Source organism: Amycolatopsis sp. NPDC051071 (assembly GCF_040682875.1).
Classification (GTDB): Bacteria; Actinomycetota; Actinomycetes; order Mycobacteriales; family Pseudonocardiaceae; genus Amycolatopsis.
In genome coordinates this window covers 1-26,483 of sequence record NZ_JBFBBY010000082.1, presented here as the reverse complement: position 1 = coordinate 26,483, position 26,483 = coordinate 1, and the positions used below count along the sequence as shown (strand labels likewise).

The following is a 26,483-nucleotide window of genomic DNA, read 5'->3' as shown; positions in this document are numbered from 1 at the left end:
GCTCAGTCCAGCAGAACGGGCAGCGCGTCGACGCCGTAGACGATCGAGACCTCCCGGAAGCCGACGGCGTCCGGTTCGATCGCCAGCCGCATCTCCGGGAACCGGCGCACCAGCGCGGGATAGGCGGTGCGCAGTTCCATCCTGGCGAGTTCGGCACCAATGCAGCGGTGGATACCCCAGCCGAAGGCGAGGTGCGACGTCGGCTCACGGGTCGCGTCGAACTTCTCCATGTCCTCGCCCAGAACGCCATCGCGGTTCGCGACGCTGAGGGAGACCAGCACAATGTCGCCCTTCGCGATCTGGACGCCGGCGACCTCCATGTCCTCCTTGGCGAACCGCGGGAAGGCCATCTGCACGACGGTCAGGTAGCGCAGCAGTTCTTCGACGAACTTGTGGACGGCGTCGTCGTCACCACGGACGGTTTCGAACAGCGAGCGGTCCTTCAGCAGCACGAGCGCACCGAGTGCGAGCATGCTCGCCGTGGTCTCCAGCCCGCCGGTGAGCACGCCGTCGGCGAGGCCTGCCAGCTCGCGGTCGTCGATCTCGTCGCCGTGCTCCTTGATGAGCATGCCTAGCAGGCCGTCGCCCGGGTTCTCGCGTTGCTTCTTGACGATGTCGTCCAGATAGGACAGCGACTCGGTCATCGCACCGAGTGACGCGCCCGCGCCGCCGAAAAGATCGAACCGCGCGGTGCTCAGCCGCTGGAAGCCGTCGCGGTCCTCATACGGGACGCCCAGCAGCTCGCAGATCGTCAGCGACGGGATCGGCAGCGCGAAGGCCTCCCAGAGATCGACCGGGCCGTCCGCCTTCTCCATCGCGTCGAGCTGGTCGGCGACGATCTCGTCGATCCGCGGCGTCAGCCGCGAAAGCCTCCGCATGGTGAACTCCGGCGTCAGCAGCCGCCGCAGCCGGGTGTGCACCGGCGGATCGGCGAACCCGAGCCCGCCGGGGTTCTGGTCCTCGGTCACCCCCGCGCTCCCGACCAGATTCGTGAAGTCGCTGCTGAACTCGGCCACCTTGCCGAGCACGGCCTTGGCCTCGTCGTAGCCGGTGACCAGCCAGCCGTTCATCCCGAACGGCAGGTCCAGCTTGCTGATCGGCTCCTCGGCGCGGACGCGGCCCAGCTCGGCGATCGGGTCGAGACCGTCACGCCTGAGCGGCTTCAGGAGGTTGTCCGGGATGATGGACATCTTCGACAGGTCGAAGCCGTTCTTCTGCTGACGCGCGAGGTAACGGCGGCCGATCCATGCCAACACGCGCGAGCGGATGCTCCCCATGCTCCGCACACTACTCCAGCCGCGTAGTACCTGACCTGGCACAACGGGCCGGGCTCGCCCGGCTGGGCAGGAATCGCGACGGCCGTTCACCCGTCGTCCCACTCGATTGGTCACGACCAGGAGGTCGGATTCGGGCGGCGCGCGGTTCCCGGCGAGCGGGAGACGTCGGTCACCGCCGGTCACCACGATCCGACGACAATGCCTGACATCCGGCGGCGGTCGTGAAATTGTCGGACCCTGCTGGGAGGATTCGGACATGTCAGCCGCGCTCATCGGACGTGACCATCCCGCGGGGGTACTCCGCGCGGAGATCAGCCGCGCCGCCCAAAGCCACGGCGGGCTGGTTCTGGTCACCGGCGAGGCCGGGATCGGCAAGACCACGCTCGTCACAGGCGCCGCCGAAGAGGCGAAGCGCCTCGGCGCCCTTGTCCTCAACGGGTCCTGCTGGGACTCCGCCAGCGCACCGGGTTACTGGCCGTGGACACAGGTGGTGCGCGGGTTGCGGCGTTCGGTCGAGCCGGGCCGGTGGGCCGCGATGGCCGACAGTGAACTGGACGTCCTGCTCGGCGAGGCCCGCGGCGACGGCGCCGCGGACGGCTTCCGCCTCTACGACGCGGTGACGAGCGCGCTGGTGGCCGCGTCCCAGGAACGGCCGGTCGTGGTGGTGCTCGACGATCTGCACTGGGCCGACACCGCGTCACTGCGGCTGCTCGAATTCGCCGCGCAGCACACCTGGTTCGAACGGCTGCTGCTGATCGGCACATACCGGGACGTCGAGGTCGAGACGGCCGATCACCCGCTTCGCTCGCTCATGCTTCCCTTGCTCGCGAAGGCCACCTCGGTCACGCTCACCGGCCTGGACCCGGACGAGGTCGGGGCGCTCATGGCCAGGACCGCGGGCGCGGAACCGGACGGCGCACTCGTCGCCGAGGTCCACCGCCGCACCGGCGGCAACCCGTTCTTCGTCGAGCAGACGGCGCGGCTGTGGCACAGCGGCGGCTCCGCCGAGACGATCGCACCCGGCGTCGCCGACGCACTGCAGCGACGGCTTTCCCTGCTCCCCCAGCCGGTTCTCGACCTGCTGACCACCGCGTCCGTGCTCGGCAGGGAATTCCACCGCAAACTGCTCGCGGGGGTGGCTTCGGCACCCGTGCCGCAGGTGGACAGGCTGCTCGACCAGGCCGTCGCGGCCCGGCTGGTCGTGGTGCACGGGCAGGGCCGGTTCGCCTTCGCCCACGATTTGGTCCGCGAGACGCTGTACGCGAGCCTGTCCGAAGCGGAACGGCGGAAACTACACGCCGCGGTCGTCGCGGCGGTCCGCGAGACGCCGAAGTCACCGGACCCGATCTTCCCAGCGGACCTTGCTCGGCACGCGCTGCTCGCCGGTGCCGAACTTAATCCGGATCAGGCCGTGGACCTGCTGCTGGCCGCGGCGGTCGACGCCACCGGCCGGATGGCTGCCGAGGAGGCGGCCACGCATTACCGGCGGGCGATGGAGATCGCCGAGGATCACCGCCGTCGTGCGGTCATCGCGCTCGAACTGGGCGCGCTTCTGTCCCGCCACCACGAAACCGACGAGGGCAGGCAGGTCCTCGACGAGGTCTCCGCGCTCATCCGCGAACTCGACGACGACGATCTCCTCGCCCGGCTGGCACTGACCCTGATCCGCGCCGATCACAAGGGTTTGCGGGTCGACGAGACCATCCTGGTGCTCACCGAAGCGCACCAACGGCTCTGCGGCCGCGAGCCCGGCCGGGAACTCACCGTTCAGGAGATGACGCAGGAACTGACCGCGCGCATGATGGTGGCCGCCCGCGACGATCAGGACGATTCCGCGCTGCTGTTCGGTTTGTGGGCCCGGCACGACGCGATCTGGGGGCCGGGCAGCGCCGCGGAACGGGAGCGGCTCACCGACGAACTGGTCGTGGTCGGCCGCCGGACGTCGAATCCCGAACTGGAGCACTACGCGGCGTCGTTCAAATGGGTGGCGCTGCTCGAACAGGGTGATCCCCGGTATTTCGAGCAGTACCAGGAGTTCGTCGCCTTGGCGGCCAGCGGCCGGGCACCGAGTTCGCAGCTGGCCTCCCGGATCGACCAGAGCATCATCGCCACGCTCCAGGGCCGGTTCGCCGAAGCCGAGGCGTTCATCCAGCAGGTGATCTCGAAACACGAGGGAGACGAGCATCCCCATTTCGGCGATCTGAACCAGCTGCAGCGGTGGACCCGATGGTGTCTCGAGGGCCGGTTCGACGATCTCGCCGGGTTACACCGCGAGATCTACGGCGGCGGGTACGCCTACGGCCGGCTGCTGGAAGCGATCACCGCCGCCCAGCGGGAGGACGCCGCGGAAGCCGTGCGGCTCACCGATCTCGCCGCCGACGCGAAACCGTACCCCCGCGATCTCGAAGCGCTGTGGCTGCGCTGCCAGGCGCATACGGCGGCGATCTCGCGCGACCCCGAACGGTGTGAAGCAGCCCGTGCGCTTCTCACTCCCTACCGCGGGGAATGGTTGGTTTCCCTGTACGGCTGCGAGATCTCCGGTCCGGTCGCACTCTGGCTCGGCAGGCTCGATCTGGCACAGGCACGCTGGAACGACGCGGTGGCCAGGCTGCGTGACGCCGCGCTCTCCGCGGACCGGCTGAGGGCCACGGTCTGGGCGGTCGAGGCCAAGTCCTGGCTGGCGATGGCTTTGCTCGGCCGCGATCTCGAAGGGGACGCGATCGCCGCCGCCGCCCTGCTGTCCGAAGTGGACAGAGAGGCGACCGCGATCGGCAGGCGGCAGGTCGTGGCCAGGGTCGCCGAACTGCGGGATCGCACGCGGGCCCCGGTTGCCCCGCTCGCCGAGTTCCGCCGCGACGAAACCGTGTGGACATTGCGCTTCGACGGCGTCACCACGCATCTGCCGGACTCGAAAGGCTTGCGGGACCTGCATTTCCTGCTCGGCAGACCGGATTCGGAGGTACCGGCCGTCCGGCTGCTCGATCCCGAGGGCGGCGAGGTCGTGGTCGCCGCCAAGAGTCTCGGCGGGGACGCCGTCCTCGACGACGAGGCCAAGGCCCGCTACCGCCGTCGGCTGGACGAACTCGACGACCTGATCGACACCGCGACCGGACTCGGCCAGGACGGCCGCGCCGCCGCGCTGGACCGTGAACGGGACGCGCTGCTCGCGCAACTGCGGCGGGCGGCCGGGCTCGGTGGCCGCACCCGGCGTCTCGGCGACGAAGCCGAACGCGCCCGCAAGACGGTGACCGCCCGGATCCGGGACACCTTCCGCAAACTCGACGAACAGCATCCGGTGCTGGCCGCACACCTGCGCGCGTCGGTCACCACCGGGTCGTCGTGCCGGTACGCGCCCGGCGACAAGGTCCCCTGGCGGCTGTGAGCCGCCAGGGGATCTGGTCACGCCCAGCTCATTTCCGGTTGTAGAGCCGCATCGTCAGCGTTCCGAAGACCGCCAGGATGACCGCCCCGGCGATCAGCACCCAGGTGATCTCGCCGCCGTCCCAGTTGCCGTCCATCATCGACCGGACCGCGCCGACCACGTGGGTCACCGGGTTGACGTCGACGAAGGCCTGCAACCAGCCCGGCATCGTCTCCGGGTTGACGTAGATGTTGCTGAGGAAGGTCAGCGGGAACAGCACCATCATGCTGACGCCCATCACGGACTTCTCACTGCGTAGCAGGAGGCCGAACATCGTCCAGATCCACGAGAACGCGAACGAGAACGCCAGCAGCAGGAGGATCGCCGCGGCCACGCCGCCGACCCCGCCGCCGGGGCGGAAGCCCATGATGAGGCCGACACCGAGGATCACCAGCGCCGCGATGAGGTAACGCAGCATGTCGCCGAGCAGGTAGCCGACCATCGCCGCCGGACGCCAGATCGGCAGCGTGCGGAACCGGTCGAACACGCCCTTGGCGATGTCGGTGTTGACCGCGACCCCGGTGTACATGGTGATCATCAGGATGCTGCTCGCCATGATGCCCGGCAGCACGAACTGCAGGTACTCCGTCGGCGAGCCGGACAACGCGCCACCGAACAAGTACGTGAACATCAGCGTCATCATGATCGGGAACGCCGTGACGTCGAACAGCTGCTCCGGCACGTGTTTGATCTTCAGCATCGCGCGCCACCCGAAGGTGATCGAAGCCGAGAGCGCGGTCGGGCGCTTCGGGCGGTTCTTCGCGATCAGGACGGCGGCGAGGTCTTCGGGCTTCGGCGCCGCGAGGACGGGTTCGTTCTCTTTGACGGCTGTGGTGCTCAAGCTGCACTCTCCTCAGGCGTGGCGGTGCGGTCGGTCAGGGCAAGGAAGACTTCGTCGAGGCTCGGCTGGCCGAGGGAGAAGGTGTCGACGACGACGCCCGCGCGGGCCAGTTCGGTAAATGCGCGCGCGGCGTGCTCGGCGGCGCCCTGCTGGGTGCTGTCACCCGAAAGCCGGGCGGTCAGCGCGAGCGGGTCCGATTCGAGCTGCACCTGCGCATCGAGGATCCGGGTGAGCAATGCCTCGGCTTCCGGTCGCTGGTCGGCTTCACGCAACCGGACGTGGACCGCGCCCGCGCCGACCGAGGCCTTCAGCTGCCCCTTGGTGCCTTCGGCGATGACCTTCCCGTGGTCGATGACCGCGATCCGGGACGCCAGCTGATCGGCCTCGTCGAGGTACTGCGTGGTCAGCAGGACGGTGGTGCCGTGCTGCACGATCGCACGCACGATGTCCCAGACCTGGTTGCGGCTGCGGGGATCGAGACCGGTCGTGGGCTCGTCGAGGAAGAGCACGTCCGGGGTGTTGAGGATGCTCGCGGCGATGTCGATCCGCCGCCGCATCCCGCCGGAGTAGTTCTTCACCTGCCGCCCCGCGGCTTCGGTCAGCCCGAAGGCCGCCAGCAGCTCCTCCGCCCGTGCCCGTGCGGCCGGTTTGCGATGCCCGGTCAGCCTGCCGATCAGCACCAGGTTCTCGGTCCCGGTCAGATCCTCGTCGACCGAGGCGTACTGCCCGGTCAAGCTCACCATGGACCGGACCGCGTCGGCCTCGCGGACGACGTCCTTGCCGAAGACGCGTGCCTCCCCGCCGTTGGGGCGGAGCAGGGTCGCGAGCATCTTCACCGCGGTGGTCTTGCCGGCGCCGTTCGGTCCGAGGACGCCGTACACGGTGCCCGCGGGGACCTTCAGGTCGATCCCGTCGACCGCCCGGTTCTCCCCGAACACTTTGACCAGCCCCGAGGCTTCGATGGCCAGTTCACTCATTTTCTTGTTCCCTTCAGAAGCTTTCAGCAGACGTACGGACGAGCGGTGCGTGCTTCGCGCAGGGCGAGACCCCACCAGGTGAGTTCGTCGAGCAGGGTGGTCACGGACTGTCCCTGCCCGTCGGTGTCGAAAGGGGTGCCGTCGCGGGCGAAAGTCCCGTCAAGGAGGTTGAAGGCGACCGTGTCCCGCATCGTCACGGTGTGCAGTTCGGTGAAGATCGAGCGCAGCTGCTCCACCGCGTGGAGGCCCTGTGACCGGTAGCCGTAGGAGACGAAGCCGACCGGCTTCGCGCGCCACTCGTCGTAGGCGCAGTCGATCGCCTGCTTGAGTGACGCCGGGAAGCTGCGGTTGTACTCGGGGGTGACGACGACGAACGCCTCGGCGTCGTCCACCCTGGCGGCGAACCGCTTCATCTCCGGGGTCGCCTGCTCCGGCAGCGCCGCGGGCAGAGCGAAGTCGACGAGGTCGAGGACGTCGAGGACGATGTCGTCCCTGGCGTCCGCGCGGCCGGTGAACCACTTGCCGACCGCGTCCCCCACCCGCCCTTCGCGAGTGCTGCCGATGATCACCGCGACTCGCATCTTGTTCATGACCGACCTCCTCTCGCCTCACCCCTCAGGCGCGAGAAAGCCGCCGGGCTTCCGCTAGATCGGATCTAGCGGAAGGCCCGGCGGCTTCGGTCCGTGATCGAGCTAGGCGCCCAGCGCCAGCGCGATCGCACCCAGCAGCGACGCGTCCTGGTCGAACTTCGCCGACACCAGTTCCGGCGGGAACGGGACGGCCTGCGCCAGCCGTTCCCGCAGGGCGGGCAGCAGGACGTCGGCCGAGCGCACCAGTCCCCCGCCGACGGCGATCCGCTGCGGATCGAGCGTGATCGCGAGATTCGCGACGTGCATCGACAGTTCGTCGAGTGCGGCGGTGACCAGTTCCTTCGCCTGCGCGTTCTCCTTGGCGAGGCCAAACAGCTCACCCGCGGTCACCGGGCGGCCGAGCAGCACACTCGCCCGGCCGCCCAGCCCACGCCCACCGACGGCTTCTTCCAGCGGCGCCGCTCCGCCGGCGAAACCGTCGGTGTCCTGCGGCGAGAGGAGGTTGTACCCGATCTCTCCCGCAGCGCCATTCGCGCCGGCCAGCAGCCGGCCGCCGACCAGTACCGCCGCGGCGATCCCGGTCCCCAAGGAGAGGAACACCGCCGGATCGGCGTCCGCGAGCGCTCCCCATCGCCATTCCGCGAGCGCCGCCGCCTTGGCGTCGGTGCCGACGGCGATCGGGACGCCGCCGAACTCCTCGGCGACCAGTTCCCGCAGCCGCAGCTGCTCCCAGCCCGGCACGTTGGGGGCCAGCAGGATGCGGTCCTCCAGCACGATGCCGGGACTGACGACGCCGATCGCGGCGAGGTCGTCGGCGGCGCCTTCGTCGGCGAGCAGTTTGCGGGCCGCGGCGAGCGCGCGGCTCACCACCTGTCCGGCACCCGCCTGTGCGTCGGTGTCGAGCCGCCGGGTGACCAGCAGGCTCCCGGCTCTGTCGGCCAGCCCGATCGCGACCTTCGTCCCACCGAAGTCGATCCCCAGTATCAGCTCTTCCCCCGTCACTTCCCGATCCCCTCTTCCGCCCCTGTGAACGATTCTTGAATTCCCTTCGGCCCGAACGGCCACACGCGCTCCGCCTTCGCGTAGGCGAGGAACGCCACCACGCCGAGCGCGATCCATCCCACCGAAAGCCCGATCGAGAGCCAGGTGGCGGAGAAGTAGATGTAGACCCAGCCGAGCAGCGCGATGATCGTCGGGATCGGGTAGAGCCACTGGCGATACGGCCGGTTCAGCTCCGGCCGCCGTCGCCTCAGCACCACGATCGCCGCGACCTGCGCGAGCGACTGGACGAGCACCAGCACCGTCACCGCCGCGTTGATCACCGCGGTGAGGGTGAACAGCGAGCCGATCGCGGCGATGACGCCCATCGTCAGCACCCCGGCGGTCGGCAGGTTCAGTTTCGGGTGCAGTTTGGCGAACACCGGCAGGAACACCTTGTCGCGTGCGGCCTCGAACGGGACCCGCGAGCCGCCGAGCAGGCCGGCGAACACCGAACCGACCGCGGCGATCACGATGAACACGGTGATGACCTTGGCCGCGCCCGTCCCCCACGCCTGTTCCAGCACGGTCGACGCGACCGATGTCGCGTTCTTCAGCTCCTCCAGCGGGATCGACCCCAGCACTCCCAGTTGCAGCAGGAAGTACAGGCTCATGATGCCGAGAATCGAGAAGATGATCGACCGCGGCAGCGTCCGGCCGGGATCGCGCACCTCGCCGCCGAGGTAGGCGCTGGTGTTGTAGCCGAGGTAGTCGTAGATCGCGATGATCAGGCCCGCACCGAGGCCTGCCCAGAAGGCGCCGCCGTCGAACGAGAACGCGCCCGGCGTGAAGGCGAACGCTTGCGCGCCGTCGAAACGCGTGAAGGCCGCGACGATCACCGAAAGCGCGGCGAACAGCATGACCGCGAACAGGACGGTGGTCAGCTTCCCGATCTCGCCGATCCGCCGGAAAAGCGCCAGCACCACCAGCACGATGACGCCGAGCCCGATGACCTTGCCGAGCGCGGTCGTCCCGCCATCGTCGGCGACTCCCGGGATCAGGTATCCGAGGTACTGGACGAGACCGATGATGCCGGTGGACATGATCAGCGGGATGAACAGCACCGCGCTCCAGGCGAACAGGAACGGCATGAGCCTGCCGGTCCGGGAGCCGAACGCCTCACGCAGATAGACGTAGGTACCGCCGGCGCCGGGGAGTGCGGCGCCGAGCTCGGCCCAGATCAGGCCGTCGGCGAGGGCGATGAGCGCGCCGATGAGCCAGCCGAACATGGCCTGCGGGCCGCCGAGGGTCGCCACCATCGCGGGGATGGTGACGAACGGGCCGATGCCGCACATCTGGGTCATGTTGATGGCCGTCGCCTGCAGGGGCCCGATCTTCCGCTCGAGCCCCGGCTGCGGGGGTGAACTCAAAACGCGCCTCCCTATTAGTTAGTAAAGTTTCTTAACATATTTTGAAGCGTGTCGGAAGGCCGGTCCGGAAAGTTGTCATGCCCCGTCCGCCCGGAACTGCCCGAAAGGGCGCAATCCGCGAAATACCCCCGAACGGACCAACCCGGGACGTATCAGGGAGCCCTGATACCGCGTCCTTACCCAGAAGGGTGTCTTCCAGGGACGGTGAGGTCCATGAAACGGCTGTTCAGCGCGGCGATGGCGATCGCCGCACTCGGATTCGCGGCGGGCTGCGGCGGAGCGTCCGCGCCCCGGGATACCGCGCCGGGCGATCTGACCGGTAGCGGCGTGAGCACGGAGATCGCTCCGACGGCTTCGGCGTCTTCGGGGCCGTCGGCGTCGTCAGCGTCGTCAGGTGGAGGTGGCGGGCATACCGAGGGTTCCGACCCGCCGGGAGTGCCGGGCAGCCCGATCATCTACGACCACACTCGGCTCGGCGCCTCCCCCGCGATCGCGAAAGCGGAGATCGAGGGTGACATCAGGAACGGCTGCCCCGGTCACGGCCTGTGCGGGGTGAAAGTCGTGATCACCGGATCGGGCGAGTGCATCACCAGCATCACGCACTCGCCGGTCAAACCCGGTGGCACGGTCACCATCAAGGCCGTCGCGTGCAAACCCGAGGTCACCGAGGAGACCACGACCTCGGAAAGCCCGGTCTCGACCAGCGAGCAACCTGTCGCGACCACGTCCGGATGACCGCGAGGCGCGGGCTGCGCAGACCCGGGGCGAAGGCACCCGAGCCCGATCCTGGGCCTCCGCAGGCACTCAAGCTGGTCGGCACGGTGCTGGCCAACACGACCCTGCTCACCGCGCTGCTCTACTTCTTCGGGCTCGTCGAGACCCAGACGTTCTTTCTCTACTTCCGCGTCCACTACACACTGCTGGGGCAGACCTCGGACGAGATCTTCGCGCGCGGCGTCGACGGCGTGCTCCTGCCGCTGGCGGGCACGGCTGGCGCGGTCCTCGGCTTCCTGATGCTGAGCCGGTTTCTCCGTAACCGGCTCACCGAGGACACCTGGGCCCGGCTGCTCCGGATCTGTACCCCGATCGCTGCCGGACTCGGCGTCGCGCTGATCGTCGCGACCGTGCTGATCGCACTGCACCCGGTGCCGTTCCGTGACCACCTCGGTCTGCCTGGACTCGGCTTCGCGCTCGGCGTGCTGATGGTGCTCTTCGCCTGGCGCCAAGTGACGGCCGCGCAGCGGTCCGGCCCGCTGGAACTCGTCCTGGCTTACGTACTGGTCAGCATCGGGCTGTTCTGGGCCGTCGGCGACTATTCGAGCGGCGTTGGCATCCGGCGCGCCTTCGAGACCGAGGGGCAGATCGCCACGCGTCCCGCCGCGACGATCTACAGCGCCGAAAGCCTCAACCTCACCGCGGGCGGTGTCCGGCAGGTGAAGTGCGCCGATCCCGACGCCGCCTACAAATACCGGTACACCGGGCTGAAACTGCTGTTGCAGTCGGGCGGCCAGTACGTGTTCGTGCCGTCGAACTGGTGGGCGGGCGGCGGGGTGGCCTTCGTGGTCCCGAAGACCGACAAGCTGCGGCTGGAATTCGGCCCCGCCCGGTCGGTGCCGCCCACCGCCTGCTGAATCAGCTGAATCAGCCCAGATGCCGGATCAGCCAATCGGTGACCACGTCGTCGACCGTCTTCGCGATCGGGAGTTGCGGCGCGGGTTCGATACCCGGAACGTCGGCCAGCGCATGCGCGAGCCCTGGCACCCGGGCGAGGACCACGTCGTCCGGTGTGGCGTAATGCCCGCGCAGCACGGAAACGAGGTCGGCGGCGTCCTCGCGGAACGACGGGAAGTCCTCCTCGCCACTGACGACCGCCAGCGGAACCTGCGTTTCCCGTGCGGAGATTTCACCCGATCGTGCGACGAAGTCGAGCTGATCCGCCGCCTCGTTCGCCTTGTCGTTCCATGGATACGGCTGCTCCAGCAAGCTTTCCACCACACCCACCAGCGAACGCGCGCGGACGGCCGGGTTGACCAGCGCCGCGGCCCGCACCGGGATCTCGCGGGTCGCCAGGATCGTCAGCGCCACCGCACCGCCGAGGGAACCGCCGACGACGGCCATCCGGGAGGTGTCGAAACCGAGGCGTTCGCGCAGCTCGGCGAGGGCGGCGGGGAACTCCAGCGCGGCCTGCCCGACGATCGGGTCGGCATAGGCGAGCATCGCGTCACGGCGAGCCCGTTCGACGACCGCGTCCATGCTGCCGTCGATCATTCTCGCGCCGCACAACGGCATCCCGAGGTACACGCGCCACGCGGGCACCCCGGCCAGCGGCAACGCGGCCGCGAACGCCACGTCGGTGCGGGGCGCGTCGATCATATGCCAGGCGACCACCACCGGTGCCGGGCCGCTGACCTCGGCTGATGGCGGCAAGGCGGTGAACGGCACCCCCGCGGCCGTGCCCGTAACCGGATCTCCCACCGTCGTCCTTCCCCGTGCCCTGTCGATCTCCACGATATCCAGGACGCATCAGCGGTGGACCTCGTTCCACCACAAGCGAAACAGTATGCCCGCGAGGTCACCCCGACGCGCCGCGGAGGTGGTTGCGGCGCGACGGCTGCGGCCGAATAGTGTTGCGGCCCGGCCCTTTGGAGGTGAACCGCCCGTGCCAGAAGTCGACTACTACGAAGTGCTCGGCGTGGGCAAGGCCGCCTCGGACACCGAAATCAAGACCGCGTACCGGCGGCTCGCGAAGTCACACCATCCGGACGCCGGCGGCTCCGCGCTGACGTTCCAGCTGGTCCGCGAGGCCTACGACACGCTCAGCGATCCACTGCGGCGCGCGGGCTACGACGCGGGCGGGCGCTCCGTCCTGGCACCGATCCGGCCGCGGCCGAGACGTCGCTTCGGCGACGAACCCGGCTATGCCCCCGAGCCGGTCGTGATCGACCCGGACGACCTCGAATGGTGGGAATTCGCCGCACAGGACCACCGCGTGCGCCACGGCAGACGGCGTGGTCCCGGGCATACGCCGGTCGTGGCGGCCGTCGGCGGTATGGTGCTGGTCCTGCTGCCGGTGCTGACCGGCGTCGGATTCTCGGCCCCGACCCTGATCGTCTGGCTGATCCTGACCGCCGGAACCGCCCTGCTGGTGCAACGGCTCGCACGCGGCTACCTCGCCGCTTCCCGCGCCAGGAACCGGTTCGCCGCCGAATTCGGCGAGAAACGCGTATTCGGCACTCCCGGCACCGAACCCGACGAGCTCGCCGAACGCCTCACCGCCGACCTGCTCGAGCGCTACCTGACCCGCCTGCCCGGCGCCCGGATCTTCCACGGCCTTTCGTGGCCGGACTCGGTGTTCGCCGACGTCGACCACGCTGTCCTGTGCGGGAAGCGGCTCGTGCTCATCGAATCGAAGCTGTGGCTGCCGGGGCACTACGAAACCGATGACGACGATCGCCTGCTGCGCAACGGCCGCGCCTTCCGCGGCGGCGGGACAAGACTGCCCGAAAGCCTCGCCGAATACCGGCGAATCCTGCCCGGCGTCGCACTGCGGGGGGCGATGATCGTGTACCCGAGCCGGTCCGGCGACGTCACCACCGACCACGAGGACCGCGCACCCGCGCCGCCGATGACGCCGGAGCAGTTCCTGCACGAGATCGGCGGCTGGCTTTCGGCGGAGCCGTCCACAGTGGACTCGGCGACGATGCGGCTCGTGCGGGACCGGGTCGCCGGCACCGCCTGAGCCCGGTCTCTTGAGACAGGCCTGAAGTCCGTGAAGGACTCCTTGAGGGACCCAGGACCAGAAGCCCCTTGACTATCCACAAAGGACACTTGCGACCTGCGAGTGTCTGTTTTGGGATCTTTGCGCGGCTTTGGAGAGAGTCGTGAGTGACAAGGAAGGCTATTGACAGGTAAGGCAAAGGTGGCGCCTTCGGGCGAGGTGGCGCCGGAGGTGGCGCGACACCGCACTCGCGTGCTTAAAGCCGTAACTCGCGTGCCTGAAGGCGTAACTCGCGTGCTTCAAGGCGTAACTCACGTGCTCAGACCCCGCACACCGAGTTCGGCGTCCAGCACGTGAGATCCGTCTTCAAGCACGCGAGTTACGCCCTTAAGCACGCGAGTTACGCCCTTAAGCACGCGAGTCACGCCTTCGCTCTGGCCGCCAACCCCGCGAACAAGCCGGTCACAGAGAGCCCAGGGTCCGGCGGGGTCGTGAGTGGCAAATAGGGTTACCCCTCATCGCCACTCACGACCCCCTGGACCAGCCGCGGATTGTGAGGAAACTACCGGCCCGAGCGCTCCTTCGCGGCGCGCGCGGAGCGGGTGCAGACCTCACCGACGTCGACCGTCTGGCCGCGGTCGATGTAGACGTCCGCGAGGCCGACGAGCTTGCCCTTCGGGGACGTACAGGTCAGCTGGTACGCCTCCTTGGGGCCGTAGGTCGGCGGGATCGGCGACTGGAACGACACTCCGCCGGTCCAATCGTCCACAGTGGACGGGCTGGCCTGTGCGAAGTTGACCAGCACGGCGGTGTAATCCCCGGCGGGCGGGTCGTACAGGATCGCGTGCTCTTCCGTGGTCGAACCGTTCGCCGACGACGAGACCATGTTGCCGGCCGAGTCGAAGACGTACAGGTCCCAGTCGGTGTCCTGGCTGGCCCACTTGACGTCGACGCTGAACTTCCCGTTGTCCACCTTCGGGAGACCGTCGACATGGAAGGTGAAGCTCTCCGAAGTCGGGTCCGTCGGGTAGTTGGCGTTGACCGCCGGGACCCCGGCCGGGTTGGCGACCTGGATCGAAGCCTGCGCCGGTCCCTGCGGCTCGCGGCCGTAGCGGCCCGCGACGTAGGGGCGGGTCGACGGGTTGATCGACCACGCGAACCGGCCGCCGGTGGAGCCCAGCGTCGAGTTCAGGTTGTCGGTCACGTAGATCGGCGGCTTCGTCGAGCCGTCCGGCTGCACCACCGGCGCGGTCGGCGTCTGGAAGGTCTTGTGCAGCTTCAGCTGGTAGCCCTTCGGCGCCGTACCGATCAGCGTCGAGTGTGCCGCCGGGTCGGCGGTGTTGGCCAGCATGTCCACGAAGGCCTGCCGGTTGCCGCCCTTGCCGGCGCCCGCCGCGGGGGCGACGCCGGTGTACTCGGCGACGACACCGTTCTGGAACGGCGGGTGGAACTCGATGTCACCGATCTCGAACGTGAAGCCCCAGCCACCGGTGGCCCAGTACGACCAGTCCTCGGTCGAACCGGTCGTGTCGTAGAGCGCCCACGACGGCTGGCTGGTGTATCCGTTGCGCGAGGCCATCTTGTCGCCGAGAGCCTTGTACGCCGGCTCGTCGAGCGGCGGGCGGACGGCGGCGACACCCGGGACACGCAGCACCAGGTTGGAGAAGGTGTGCAGTGTGATCAGGTTGGTCACCTGGCGGTTCGACACGATCGAGCGGATGTTCTGCGTCTCGGGCTCGGAGAACGGGCCGGAGCCGCGGAACGTGTCGCTGCGCCACAGGGTCGACGCGCCGGCGCCGCCCCAGAAGCCCGCGTAGTTGCGGTTCGGGTCGGTGCCGCGTTCACGGCCGCCGGGGTTCGCCTTGCAGACGCCGGTCGCGAACTCCTTCGGCGAGTCGTTGACGTTGCAGTTCTTGCGCTTCATCTCGTAGTCGAAGCGCGAGAAGTCGCCCTTGGGCTCGGCCTCACGGGAGATTTCGAAACCGTCGGCGTTGACGATCGGCACGACGATGTTGCGTGTCCGGCCGACCAGACCGCGGATTTCGGGGTTGTTGGCGGTGTAGCCCTTGACCAGCTCGATCACCCATTCCATGGCGTGCTCGCCGGCGGGCCACTCCCGGGCGTGGTGCACGCCCATGGTGAAGTTGACGGGTTTGCCGTCGGTGATGTTCTTGACGTCGCTGGCGATTTCGAGGCCGATGACGTCGCGGCCTTCCCAGGTCGGCTGCGGCAGCGTGAACGCCGTGACGAGCTTGGGGTTCTTGCGGGCCAGTTCCTTGATCTCGAACTGGTAGTCGTAGAGGTGCCGGTAGCTCGTGCGCCCGGACGGCAGGGTGGAACCCGCCGTCTTCGCGGCGTACTCGCGGTCGGTCTTGGCGTTCTGGATCGACTTCGCCGAAAGGTCGGCGTCGACCACCTTGGACTTGAAGCCGTTGTCCGCCAGCGTCTTGCGGTCGGTGTCGTTGGCGAGGACGACCTGGACGCCGGTGGCGTCGGCCTTCTCGGTGACGTCGAGGCCGAGCCGGAGCAGCTTGTCCTTGTCCTGCTTGGCCGGGGTCTCGACCCGGACCAGTTCGGCGCGCTGCGGCGCGGGCGCGGCGCCGGTGGGCGTTCCCTGCGGCGTGAGCGCGAGGAAGTCGACTCCCAGTACCGCGTCGCGCGTCTGCCCGTCGTAGCGGCAGGTCTGCACGACCAGTTTCTGGTCCTTCTTCACGAATCCTTCGGCGAGTTCGTGGCTGCGCAACGCGGCCGACGCGGCGACGACGGCGCCACTGGCCTTGTCGAAGACCGCCAGGTCCCAGTCGCCCTCGTTCCCGCCGCGCGGCGCGAGGCGGGCCTGCAGCAGACCGTCCACAGTGGACGTGAATTCACGCCGGTCGGTGCCTGCCGTACCCGGCTTCTGCAACGTGGCGAAACAGGAACGCGCTACCGCCTGATTGGCTCGTACCACGTTGTCCGCGGCCCCCGCCGTCGTGGCCGACGGAAGTGCCACGAAGGTGCCGGCGAGCACCAGGGTCGCCGCCGTCCATCCCGCTCTTCGCCGGTTTGGTGAATACCCCACAGACTGACCTCCTTGGACAGTCCGGTGACCGGGTGAGGTCACCGGTAGCGAGACCCTAGACCCGCGACCCCACCCGAGGGACCCGCCACAAGTCGCGTACACCCCTTTCGGCCCAACGATCTCACCGACCGTGCCGGAACGATCACCACGATGTGCGCCGGCGATTGGGACTTTCCTGTCGATTCCGACAGGTTGGCCTAAGAAAACCTTCAGGTTGGATGGTTACCTTTCAACCATGACGACGTCCCAGGTCACCACCAGGTCCCCGCTGGCCCTGCTGGCCGCTGTGGCCTCGGTCGCCGGCGGAGCACTGCTGATCCTGCTACTGCAGGTGCTCCCCGCCACCAGCGACATCAGCCCGGTCCGCCGCACCATCAGCGAATACGCGCTCAGCGAGAACAAGTGGATCTTCGACGTCGCGGTCCTGCTGGTCGCGTTCGGCTCGGCGATCGGCTTCGGCGTGCTGATCCGCCGCAGGCACCTTCCCGCGCTGTCCGCGGCCTCGATCTTCTGCGCACTCTGGACGGTGAGCCTGGTGGCGATCGTGGCGTTCCCCAAGAACAACTGGGCGATCGGGCCGAGCACCGGCGGAACGGTGCACCGGATCGCGAGCGTCGTGGCCTTCGTCTGCCTGCCCTTGGCCGTCTGGTTCGCCGCGAAGGCCGTCTTCCCCTCCTCCCCCGCTCGCCGCGCGGTGACCAGGATGCTCGCGGTGGCGGCACTGGCCTGGTTCGGCGTGATCCTCGGCGCGATCGTGGTCTCGATGAACGGCGGCAGGCCGTGGTGGCAGGCGATCCCGCTGGGGCTGGTCGAACGCGCGATGGCGCTGACCGGGCTGATCGCGCTGGCGTCGCTGCTCCTGCCCGCCAGGGTGGCGCCGCCGCAGGTTGCCGAGGCACCCGAAACCGTCCGGATCGCGTCCTGACCGCCGAGCACGTCCAGGCCGGAGATCGGTCCCCGGCAGGCGAAAGGCGCCATCGGCCTCTCGCGCGGCATATCGTCGCGAGGGGGTCATCCCCGGCGTGACCTCGGGGCCATTCGAGAATTCCGGCGATCGGACCGCATGATGAGGTTCGTCGGAAAATTTGCCGTCCGAGTCGAACCGATGACCTTTCCGTAACCTCCTGAACCGCCGAACACGAATCAAGATCAAGTGCCCGTTCGGCCCGGTCCGGCACCCGTCGAGTCCGCCCCGAAAGTGGTCCCGAATCGTCGTAGCGGTCACCCGAACCCCTGTGCCACAACGCTTCGCGCACCATGACCCCGTCCGCACGATCGGTCGGCGATGAGGGCAATCTTCCCCTTTGGTCATGTGATGTACATCACTTTGGACCGACTGGATGTTGCTTGCGCGCCCCATTGCTCTTACCGCATACTCGACATCGTCTGTACGATAGTTCACGTAGCTTAGTACGGTTGGGGAGTTCGAGTCGGGGGACTCAATGAGCGTGGGGGCAATAATGAATGCCGTACCCGTCGGTTTACCCGTTCTTCAGGGTATCAGCGAAAATCACGCCGAATGGACAGCGCGACTCGACAAGATCGCGCCGGTGATCATCCAGCACCGGAATTCAACGGAAGACGATCGGTCCACTGCCCCTGAGGTAGTGGATGCGTTGCGAGAGCAGGGTTTTCATCGAATGTGGATATCTCGCTCCTTCGGCGGTGGCGGAGTTCCCCTCGTCGTCGGAATGGGAATAGTCCAGGCATTGGCTAGGCTGGACGCGTCGATAGCATGGCAAATGGGCGTACAGGGGGCGATCGGAAGACTGTCCGATTATCTGCCCGAAAGTACCGCCTCTCTTCTTTTCCGGGAGCACGACAAGCTGGTCGTCGGCGGGGTCAATCCGTCCGGCAAGGCGGTACCGGTCGAAGGCGGCTACCGATTGACCGGCCGATGGGCGTTCGCCAGCGGATCGGCACACGCCGACTGGCTGGTCTGCGCGGCGCTGATCACCGAGAACGGAATCCCGCGCAAGGTGGCGGGCGCTCCGGTCATCCGCATGCTCTTCGTACCCCGCGATGTGGTCCACTTCGAAGACGACTGGTACACGATCGGACTGCGGGGAACCGGCAGCGTCAGCTACACGCTCGAGGACGTCTTCGTCCCCGAGGAGTTCACCGTGGACGGTGCGGCGATGCACCACCCGCCCGCCGACCGGCCTTCACGCGGATACCCGGTCAGCTACTTCGATTTCGGTCCGTTCACCTCTTCGTCGACCGCGCTCGGCATCGCTCAGGACGCGCTGGAGACCTTCAAGAGCCTGGCGACCTCGAAAACGCCGGCCGGCGCTTCGAGCACGCTGGCGGCGAGCCACACCGTGCAGGAAAAGCTCGCCAGGATGGAAATGCAGGTCTACACGGCTCGCGTTCTGCTGTCCGAGGCGGCTTCGCAGGTCACCGAGCGGGGCGAGGACGGCGGGAAGGCGCTGACCGCCTTGGTCCGGCTCACGGCGGCCGCCGTGGCGGAGCACGCTATGGCCGCGGTGGATCTCGCCTATCAACTGGCGGGCACGAGTTCGCTGTACGCCACGAGCAGGCTGGAGCGGAGCCTGCGCGACGTCCGTTCGGCCGTCAAGCACATCACCTTGTCCCACACGCATTTCGAGATGGTGGGGCAGTACCTCCTCGGCGGCGAACTTCTCGTCCGCCGCTGATTCTCCACTCACGCTGAGCGAGCGTACCGACTCGATGACGAGACGGCTTTTGCCGTGTCCGTCCCGCCTGGCGACGATCCGATCATGTCCCGCTACCGAGCCGAGGAACCTCATGCCCACGATGAAAGCCGTGCAGCTGATCGCCCCCCGGAAGACAATACTGGCGGAAATCCCCATTCCGTCCACCCCCGACGACGGACTACTGCTCAAGACGCGTTGTGTGTCCATCTGCTCCACCGACATCTCTTTCTTCGAAGGCCACCTCTTCCCTTCGGAATACCCGATCATCCTCGGCCACGAATACCTGGGCGAGGTGGTGGACATCGGGCCGGATTACGACGGTGCCGACATCGAGCCCGGTGACCGGGTCGTCTACTGGGGGCAGACGGACTTCGGCGGTTTCGCCGAGTACCGCACCCTCCGGCCGATCTTTTCGGGACAGGTCAAAGAGGACGTGTTCTGGACCGACCGGAACTTTCTCGACGACCACCGGGCGGCGGCGGTGAAGGTCCCGAACGCGCTCAACGACCTGGAATGCTCGTTCATCGAGCCGACCACCGGCGCGCTCCGATCGATCCTGACCAACCCGCCGCGGATCGGCGACAAGATCCTCGTGCTCGGCACCGGCCCGATCGGTGTCATCGCGGGCCGGATCATGAAACGACTGCTCGCGCCCCACTCGGTGGTATCGGTCGATCTCAATCCTCACCGGAACACCATGGCGGAGGAGCATTTCTCCGATCGCGCCTACACGCCCGACGAACTCGAGGAACTGGTCGAGGAAAGCACTTTCGATTACGTCTTCGACACTCTTCCCACGATCAAGAACATCGACGAGGACAAGGATCCTCGGCGGATGGCGATGCGCAAACTCGTCGCGAAGGGACGCTACGTGCTCTATGGCGCCTCGCAGGAAATGCAGAAGTTCGACACCTGGCTGATGCTCGCCAAGGGGATCACGATCCGTTCGGCGCCGTTCGATGTCAGCGCGTTTCCGATGCACCACAGCGCGAACGTCATCACCTCGGCGATGCATCTGCTGCTCACCGGGGTCGTCGACGGCAAGGCGCTGCTGTCCACCGTCTGCAGTTTCGACGATTACGATCAACTCGTCGACATCTTCACGAACTACCGGCACACCACCGATCTCAAGACCATCGTGGACTTCCGCAGGTGAGCGATTTCCCCGGGTGGCTTTCCGAAGGCGCCCGGGGAATCGCCGGGAGACCCGTCAAGCCGGGACGACCGTGTCGAGCAGCTTCGCGCAAGCGACCAGGTCCGCCGGTGTCGGCGCGTCCCAGCTCGCACGACCGCGGACCTGCCCGAGGAACGCGCTCACCGCGGCCCCCGCGGCGGGCGCGGCGCCATGACTCACCACCTTCGATCCTTTATGGACCGTCAAAGTACCGCCGTCGACCGTGCAGGATCCCCGCGAGCCCTCCAGCCGCAGAAGGAATCCGCCTGGCCGGGAGATCCATCCCGAGTGGACGGTCGTCGGAATCCCGTCCCAGTCGAGCAGCGCGACGCCGCCGACGTCGGCGTGGTGGATGCCGGACCGGCGCAGCCGGACGCCTGCCACGTCCAGCCCCGCCCCTGGCCGCAACCAGCGCAGCAGGTCGAACAGATGAATACCCAGATCCGCGAACCCGCCACCGGCCTCGGGTTCGGCCAGCCATCCCGTGCGGCCGGTGAACCAGCCGTCGAGCAGCCCGGGATGGGTGAACCGGGTATGCGCGGAGAAGAGTGTGCCTAGGGCACCATCGGCGATCAACCGCCGCACGCGCCGTAACGCGGGCACACAACGCAGGAACATCGCCGTCGTCACCGGTGCCGGGCCGCGGCCGATCAAGGCGGCGAGTTCGGTGACCTCGGCCGCCGTGCCCGCCAACGGCTTCTCGGCAAGGGTGGGCAGCCCCCTCGCGAGCGCCTCACGCACCAGGCCGGGCCGCTCCGCGTTCGTGGCGCCGACCAGTACCGCGTCCGCACCACTCAGGATCTCGGCCACCGACGGCCCGTCCGGGGAACCGGGATCATGCACACCGGCGAGTTCGGTCTCCTCGTCACCGGTCAAGACCGCGAGATGCTCGGGCAAATGGACGTGGGCGGTGCCGAGGACGGCCACGCGCAGCCTGCTCACGCGGTCGTCAGGCGGGCGAAGCCGCGATCGCAGTACACGAGTGGTTCGGCGGTGCCGGCGTACACGACCTCCACCCTGCCGATGAGGATGCTGTGATCGCCGCCGTCGTGGACCGCGTGGGTCGTGCAACCGATCCGCGCGGCCGCGCCGGGAATCCCGGGGAGACCCAGCTCCGCCGTCGTCGTGTCCCCCGCGAGAAAACGATCCACACCCGACTCCGCGAACCGGCGCGCGATCTCGTCCTGATGCTGAGCCAGCACGTTGACCAAAAAGTGGCCGGAGTGGACGAACGCCGAATGCGTGCTGGCCGTTTTCCCCAGGCACATCAGGATCAGTGGCGGGTCCAGCGACAGTGAGCTGAACGCACTGCCGGTGAACCCCCGGCGACGGCCCGTGTGGTCCACGGTCGTCACCACGGTCACCGGCGCGGGAACTCTGGTCAAGGTGCGGGTGAAATCCTCCGCGGCGACAGGCATTTTTCCTCCCCAGGTGGCAATGCGATCGAACGAAGCTAGGTACGTAATTTAACGTACATTCGTAGCGATGGACAGTGCCCGCGGCCGTACGGGCGTGCGCGTCGAATCGGAGTGTCTACACTGGCCGCATGATCGGCAGGCACCCCACCACTGACCAGATCCGGATGGAGAACGTCCTGTCGGCTCTTGGCAACCCGATCCGGCTCATCATCGCCCAGGTTCTCGCCGAAGGCGGTGAACACGCCTGCGGAGCGGTGGGCCTCCAGCTCGGCGCCGACATCTCGAAGTCCACCCTGACCCATCACTGGCGGGTGCTACGCGACAGTGGCGTCATCCGGCAGCGGCCCGCGGGACGCGAAACCCTGCTGTCCCTGCGCAGGGAAGACCTCGACGCCCGATACCCGGGCCTGCTCGACTCGATCCTCGATGCCGCCGCGGAAGAAAACCCGGTACCCCACTCCTCGCGGCAGGCCGCTTCTTGACCTGACGTGGACGGGTCGCGCGCAGGACGTTGGGGAGCGTCCCGCGCGCGACCCTTTCCGGGGCGCGGCCCGCGCGTGGGGACGCTCAGCGGGCCGCGAGGATCTCCTCACTTTCCGTCGGGGCGACGGTCTTCTGCCGGAGGGTCAACGTGACCAGCAAGCCGAGGACCATCCCGGCCGCGGTCAGGAGCACCACGACGAACTCGCCGTCGGCGGTCGCGACACGCAGTTCGTCACCGGTCGCGCCCCCGATGCCGATCGTCGCGAGCGCGGTGAACACGGCCAGCCCGATGGCATTGCCGATGTTGAGGGTCGTGGAGGCGATACCGTTGGCGACACCCTGTTCATGCGCCGCCGTTCCGGTCGCGGCGGCGATCCACATGGCGGTCCAGACGATGCCCTGGCCCACGCCGGAGACCACGAGCCCCGCGATCAGCGCTCCGTAGCCGGCCTCGGCGTCGAAGCCGAAAGCGAGCGCCACGGTGCCGATCATGCCGATCACGAAACCGATCACCAGCGTGTTCCGGTTTCCGATCCGGGTGGCGAAGCGCTCACCCAGCTGGGTACCGCTCGCGATGGCGACGGACGGGATCAGGAACGCGAGTCCCGTCTGCAGCGCGCTGTAGCCGTGCACGCTCTGCAGCAGGACGGTGAGGAAGTACGGCAGGACGCCGAAAGTCGCCATATAGATGAAGGTGACCGTCATGCCGACGGTGAGACTGCGATTGCGGAACACCCGGAACGGCATCAGGGGGTCACTGCTGCGCGCCTCCACGATGGCGAAGATCGCCAGGAAGGCCACGGCGAGCACGAGCGCGCCGACCACCAGCGGACTCCCCCAGCCCAGTTCGGGTCCCTGCACCAGAGCGAAGACCAGCAAGGTGGCACCGGCGGTGACGGTGAGCGCGCCAGGGAGATCGAACTTACGACGTTCGGTACGTGCCGGATCGCGTGGAATGACGAAGAAGGCGGCCAACGCGACGAGCCCGGCGAGCGGGACGTTGACGTAGAAGACCGCGGGCCAGCCGAAATTCTCGGTGAGCACCCCGCCAAGCAAGGCACCGATGGTGAGACCGCTGGCGCCGGCGCCACCCCAGACCGCGAGCGCCCGATTCCGTTTGGGACCTTCGGGGAACAGGGTGTTGATCAACGAGAGCGTCGACGGAAGCAACAACGCGCCGCCGATCCCCTGAACGGCGCGGGCGACGATGATGACGGCCGGACTGCCCGCCAGTCCGCCCGCCAACGAGGAGACGGCGTAGAGAGCGAGCGCCAGCACGAAGATCCGGCGACGGCCCAGCAGATCCGCCGCTCGTCCGCCGAGTAGCAGGAATCCGCCCGCGAACACGACGTAGGCACTGACCACCAGTTGCTGGGTCTGGCCGGGAAAACCCAGATCCGAGCCGATTTCGGGGAGCGCGACGAACACGATGTTGAGGTCCAGCGCGTAGATCAGCTGGGCCAGGGCCAGCAACGCCAGGATCCAGCCCAGCCGTCGCTTGGTTCCGCCGTGGGTCTCGCCCTGCTGCGCGGATGAAATGGCCATGTGAATGCGCCCTTCGTGGGTCTCGTTCGTGAGTGTACGACTTTTCTCGTACTGTACGTATAGTTGCGTATCGTCGTACCGTTTGGCAAGCTCAGCTCGTGACCCCCGCCAGACTTCTCGCGCCAGCGGAACAGCGCCCTCATAGTTTGACTGTTCCGGTACAGTCAAACTATGAACTACCGCCATCCCGAGCGAGACCAGATTCGGATCGACGGCGTCCTTTCCGCGCTGGGCAACCCCTTGCGGCTCTCCGTCGTCCGGTTGCTGGATTCCGGCGGGGAACAGAATTGCAGCCGGGTGCTGAACGTCCTTGGCGTGACGGCGAAATCGACCATGACGCACCACTGGCGCGTACTGCGCGACAGCGGCGTCATCTGGCAACTCGCCTCCGGCCGCGAAAACCTGCTCTCGCTACGCCGCGAGGATCTCGACGCGCGCTTCCCCGGCTTGCTCGACGCGATCGTGACCGGTGCCCGCACGGACGACCCCGTCGGCGCGCGCGCGGGTTCCGGCGGCTGATCCCGCCTTCACTTTCCACCTGGCGCACCTCCCCCGTTGCGCGGCACCACGCCACATACAGCCAGTGCCGCGAGTACCACCCGCGGGGAGGAGCGTCATGCAGTTCGGGATTTACAGCGTCGGTGATCTGACACCAGACCCCACGACGGGCCGCGTGGCGACGGAGCAGGAACGCATCAGGTCGATGGTCACCATCGCCTTGAAGGCGGAAGAGGTCGGCCTCGACGTTTTCGCGACCGGGGAACACCACAACCCGCCGCACGTCCCGTCTTCGCCGACCACCCTTCTCGGGTACATCGCCGCCCGGACGGAGAAGATCATCCTCTCCACGGCGGTCACCTTGATCACCACCAACGACCCGGTGAAGCTCGCGGAGGATTACGCGATGCTGCAACACCTTTCGGGTGGCCGGGTCGACCTGGTACTGGGCCGCGGCAACACCGCGCCGGTCTATCCCTGGTTCGGAAAGGACATCAGGCAGGGTATTCCGCTCGCCCTCGAGAACTACGCGCTGCTGCACCGGCTCTGGCGGGAAGAGAAAGTGGACTGGGAGGGCCGGTTCAGGACTCCGCTGCAGAACTTCACCTCCACTCCCCGGCCACTGGACGGGGTGCCGCCCTTCGTCTGGCATGGGTCGATCCGGAGCCCGGAGATCGCCGTGCAGGCCGGTTACTACGGCGACGGTTTCTTCGCCAGCAACATCCTGTGGCCCAAGGAACACTTCCAGCAGCTGATCGGGCTCTACCGCGAGCAGTTCGCCCTCTACGGACACGGCACCCCCGAGGAGGCCGTCGTGGCACTGGGCGGGCAGGCCTTCATGCGCAAGAACTCCCAGGACGCCGTCCGGGAGTTCCGGCCCTATTTCGACAACGCCCCGGTATACGGGCACGGCCCCTCACTCGAGGATTTCATGGCCCAGACACCGCTGTCGGTGGGCAGTCCCCAACAGGTGATCGAGAAAACGCTGCGGTTCCGCGAATACTTCGGGGACTACCAGCGGCAGATGTTCAACATGGACCACGCCGGGCTGCCGCTGAAGACCGTGCTGGAGCAACTCGACTTTCTCGGCGAAGAGGTCGTTCCCGTCTTGCGCGAGGAATTCGGGAAACGGCACGGAACGAAGTCGTTGAGCACCGCTCCCCCGGCGGACGGCCGCGCACCGCGGTGAACGTGAGCCGTCCCGAGCCACCCAGGACACCGGAGAAACTGGAGGAATCGATGGCAACATCCATCTCACCCACACCACTCATGGACCTGACATTGGGCGTCTACGCCTTCAAGAGTCTCGCCCTCGCCACCGAACTGGAGGTGTTCACCGAACTCGACGGCGGCAAGACCATCAGCCTGGCGGAATTCGCTACCCGGCACGGCATCCACGAGCGTCCCGCGGAACTGCTCCTGACCGCCTGCGTCTCGCTGGGCCTGCTCCGGCTGGACGAAAAAGGTGCCTACGGCAACACTCCCCTGTCCGAGGAGTTCCTGGTCAAGGGCAAGCCACGGTACTTCGGCGGCTGGGTGACCCTGGTGGACAAACACGAATACCCGGCCTACCTCAAGATGGAGGAGTCGCTGCGAGGCAACCACCCGAGCACCTGGGACGTGAAAACCCAGAAGTCGCTGTTCCAGCCCAACGACCCGGTGGTCAAGGAGCATTTCTGGGACGCGATGCATTCCTTGTCCGCGTATACCGCCGGACAGCTCGCGGAGTCCGTCGACTTCAGCGAAATCAAGGCCATCCTGGACGTCGGCGGTGGCGGGGCGGCGTACGACATCGAGCTGTGCCGTCGCCATCCGCATCTGCGGGCCACCGTTTTCGATCTGCCGTTCGTCTGCGAACTGACCAAGCCCCGGGTTGCCGACGCCGGTCTCGCTGATCGAATCGACTTCGCCAGCGGTGACTTCTTCGAGGTCGGCGGGATTCCCGAAGGCTACGACGCGATCTTGCTGTCCAACATCTTGCACGACTGGGGGATCGAGGACGCGCGGAAGATCCTTCGCTCCTGCGCCGAGGCGCTCTCGCCCGGCGGCGTACTGCTGATCACCGAGTCCTTTGTGGATGACGACAAGCGCGGACCGGCGCCCGCCGCGCTGATGAGCCTGAACATGCTGGTCGAAACCTGGGGACGGAACTACACGGCGGCGGAGTACTCCGGCTGGATGGACGAGTTCGGGCTCAAGTCCGAAGGGGTGACCCCGTTCGACGGCCAAGGCGCCAACGGCGTACTGGTGGGACGCAAACTCTAGAACGACTGGGCGGGTCATCGCCGCCGTGCTCACGCCCCCGGCGGCGATGCCGAAGTACATGAAGGCCCCCTTGCTTGCGCCTGACGCAAGCAAGGGGGCCTTCATGTACTTCGGGGAACGTCAGGTACG

Annotated in this window: 22 protein-coding genes; 11 read left to right on the top strand and 11 right to left on the bottom strand. The window is 67.6% G+C overall.

The annotated features are described in order from the left end of the window. Window positions 1-2 precede the first annotated feature (2 nt). Complete coding sequence (locus AB0M65_RS24690; RefSeq protein WP_364031819.1) at window positions 3-1,277, bottom strand: cytochrome P450; 1,275 nt, start codon at window positions 1,275-1,277, stop codon at window positions 3-5. Window positions 1,278-1,533: 256 nt separating this feature from the next. On the opposite strand from AB0M65_RS24690, the gene AB0M65_RS24685 reads away from it, so the two are divergent. Then, window positions 1,534-4,659 carry an AAA family ATPase gene (locus AB0M65_RS24685; RefSeq protein WP_364031816.1) on the top strand — a complete coding sequence of 1,042 codons (3,126 nt, stop codon included), beginning with the start codon at window positions 1,534-1,536 and terminating at the stop codon, window positions 4,657-4,659. 28 nt (window positions 4,660-4,687) lie between these two features. On the opposite strand, the gene AB0M65_RS24680 is transcribed toward AB0M65_RS24685, so the two are convergent. The 5 genes from AB0M65_RS24680 to AB0M65_RS24660 all read right to left on the bottom strand — a co-directional run bounded on the left by AB0M65_RS24680 (window position 4,688) and on the right by AB0M65_RS24660 (window position 9,514). Continuing rightward, window positions 4,688-5,539 (bottom strand): ABC transporter permease, encoded by an 852-nt coding sequence (locus AB0M65_RS24680; protein ID WP_364031813.1) that lies wholly within the window; start codon window positions 5,537-5,539, stop codon window positions 4,688-4,690. After that, window positions 5,536-6,516: an ATP-binding cassette domain-containing protein gene (locus AB0M65_RS24675; RefSeq protein ID WP_364031810.1), complete on the bottom strand. Its 981-nt coding sequence runs from the start codon at window positions 6,514-6,516 to the stop codon at window positions 5,536-5,538. The genes AB0M65_RS24680 and AB0M65_RS24675 overlap by 4 nt, the downstream gene beginning before the upstream one ends. Before the next feature lie 23 nt (window positions 6,517-6,539). Further along, window positions 6,540-7,106, bottom strand: coding sequence for an NAD(P)H-dependent oxidoreductase (locus AB0M65_RS24670; RefSeq protein ID WP_364031807.1), 567 nt, complete (start codon window positions 7,104-7,106; stop codon window positions 6,540-6,542). Between the two features lie 102 nt (window positions 7,107-7,208). Further along, on the bottom strand, window positions 7,209-8,108 hold the full coding sequence (locus AB0M65_RS24665) for an ROK family protein (RefSeq protein ID WP_364031804.1): 900 nt from the start codon (window positions 8,106-8,108) through the stop codon (window positions 7,209-7,211). Further along, complete coding sequence (locus AB0M65_RS24660; protein WP_364031801.1) at window positions 8,105-9,514, bottom strand: APC family permease; 1,410 nt, start codon at window positions 9,512-9,514, stop codon at window positions 8,105-8,107. Before AB0M65_RS24660 ends, AB0M65_RS24665 begins: the two co-directional genes overlap by 4 nt. Window positions 9,515-9,727: 213 nt before the next feature. On the opposite strand from AB0M65_RS24660, the gene AB0M65_RS24655 reads away from it, so the two are divergent. Continuing rightward, entirely contained in the window at window positions 9,728-10,249 is a 522-nt protein-coding gene (locus AB0M65_RS24655; protein WP_364031798.1) for a hypothetical protein, read from the top strand. Beyond that, window positions 10,246-11,145: a hypothetical protein gene (locus tag AB0M65_RS24650; protein ID WP_364031796.1), complete on the top strand. Its 900-nt coding sequence runs from the start codon at window positions 10,246-10,248 to the stop codon at window positions 11,143-11,145. The genes AB0M65_RS24655 and AB0M65_RS24650 overlap by 4 nt, the downstream gene beginning before the upstream one ends. 10 nt (window positions 11,146-11,155) lie before the next feature. Here AB0M65_RS24650 and AB0M65_RS24645 read toward each other — a convergent pair whose 3' ends face one another. Then, window positions 11,156-11,989, bottom strand: a complete 834-nt coding sequence (locus tag AB0M65_RS24645; RefSeq protein WP_364031793.1) for a prolyl oligopeptidase family serine peptidase — start codon at window positions 11,987-11,989, stop codon at window positions 11,156-11,158. Between the two features lie 184 nt (window positions 11,990-12,173). Between AB0M65_RS24645 and AB0M65_RS24640 the strand changes: the two genes are divergently transcribed. Continuing rightward, window positions 12,174-13,253 (top strand): DnaJ domain-containing protein, encoded by a 1,080-nt coding sequence (locus AB0M65_RS24640; protein WP_364031790.1) that lies wholly within the window; start codon window positions 12,174-12,176, stop codon window positions 13,251-13,253. Window positions 13,254-13,794: 541 nt separating this feature from the next. Here the strand turns inward: AB0M65_RS24640 and AB0M65_RS24635 are convergent. Further along, on the bottom strand, window positions 13,795-16,293 hold the full coding sequence (locus tag AB0M65_RS24635; protein ID WP_364031787.1) for a M14 family zinc carboxypeptidase: 2,499 nt from the start codon (window positions 16,291-16,293) through the stop codon (window positions 13,795-13,797). Window positions 16,294-16,528: 235 nt separating this feature from the next. Here AB0M65_RS24635 and AB0M65_RS24630 point away from each other — a divergent pair, with 235 nt between their 5' ends. From AB0M65_RS24630 to AB0M65_RS24620, 3 genes are all read left to right on the top strand, one after another. Continuing rightward, window positions 16,529-17,218, top strand: coding sequence for a DUF998 domain-containing protein (locus AB0M65_RS24630; RefSeq protein ID WP_364031784.1), 690 nt, complete (start codon window positions 16,529-16,531; stop codon window positions 17,216-17,218). A gap of 517 nt (window positions 17,219-17,735) precedes the next feature. After that, window positions 17,736-18,950: an acyl-CoA dehydrogenase family protein gene (locus AB0M65_RS24625; protein ID WP_364031781.1), complete on the top strand. Its 1,215-nt coding sequence runs from the start codon at window positions 17,736-17,738 to the stop codon at window positions 18,948-18,950. Window positions 18,951-19,062: 112 nt separating this feature from the next. Then, window positions 19,063-20,127, top strand: a complete 1,065-nt coding sequence (locus tag AB0M65_RS24620; protein ID WP_364031778.1) for an alcohol dehydrogenase catalytic domain-containing protein — start codon at window positions 19,063-19,065, stop codon at window positions 20,125-20,127. Between the two features lie 54 nt (window positions 20,128-20,181). Here the strand turns inward: AB0M65_RS24620 and AB0M65_RS24615 are convergent, their stop codons facing one another. Together AB0M65_RS24615 and AB0M65_RS24610 are read right to left on the bottom strand one after the other, a co-directional pair. Continuing rightward, window positions 20,182-21,087 (bottom strand): Gfo/Idh/MocA family oxidoreductase, encoded by a 906-nt coding sequence (locus AB0M65_RS24615; protein WP_364031775.1) that lies wholly within the window; start codon window positions 21,085-21,087, stop codon window positions 20,182-20,184. Then, window positions 21,084-21,563: a flavin reductase family protein gene (locus AB0M65_RS24610; protein ID WP_364031772.1), complete on the bottom strand. Its 480-nt coding sequence runs from the start codon at window positions 21,561-21,563 to the stop codon at window positions 21,084-21,086. The genes AB0M65_RS24615 and AB0M65_RS24610 overlap by 4 nt, the downstream gene beginning before the upstream one ends. Before the next feature lie 128 nt (window positions 21,564-21,691). On the opposite strand from AB0M65_RS24610, the gene AB0M65_RS24605 reads away from it, so the two are divergent. Continuing rightward, on the top strand, window positions 21,692-22,045 hold the full coding sequence (locus AB0M65_RS24605) for a helix-turn-helix transcriptional regulator (RefSeq protein ID WP_364031769.1): 354 nt from the start codon (window positions 21,692-21,694) through the stop codon (window positions 22,043-22,045). Window positions 22,046-22,130: 85 nt separating this feature from the next. On the opposite strand, the gene AB0M65_RS24600 is transcribed toward AB0M65_RS24605, so the two are convergent. Further along, complete coding sequence (locus AB0M65_RS24600) at window positions 22,131-23,591, bottom strand: MFS transporter (protein ID WP_364031766.1); 1,461 nt, start codon at window positions 23,589-23,591, stop codon at window positions 22,131-22,133. Window positions 23,592-23,762: 171 nt separating this feature from the next. Between AB0M65_RS24600 and AB0M65_RS24595 the strand changes: the two genes are divergently transcribed. The 3 genes from AB0M65_RS24595 to AB0M65_RS24585 all read left to right on the top strand — a co-directional run bounded on the left by AB0M65_RS24595 (window position 23,763) and on the right by AB0M65_RS24585 (window position 26,354). Beyond that, complete coding sequence (locus AB0M65_RS24595; RefSeq protein ID WP_364031763.1) at window positions 23,763-24,110, top strand: helix-turn-helix domain-containing protein; 348 nt, start codon at window positions 23,763-23,765, stop codon at window positions 24,108-24,110. Window positions 24,111-24,207: 97 nt separating this feature from the next. Beyond that, window positions 24,208-25,278, top strand: coding sequence for an LLM class flavin-dependent oxidoreductase (locus AB0M65_RS24590; protein WP_364031760.1), 1,071 nt, complete (start codon window positions 24,208-24,210; stop codon window positions 25,276-25,278). Window positions 25,279-25,358: 80 nt separating this feature from the next. Continuing rightward, window positions 25,359-26,354 (top strand): methyltransferase, encoded by a 996-nt coding sequence (locus tag AB0M65_RS24585; protein WP_364031757.1) that lies wholly within the window; start codon window positions 25,359-25,361, stop codon window positions 26,352-26,354. The last annotated feature ends 129 nt before the right edge of the window (window positions 26,355-26,483 follow it).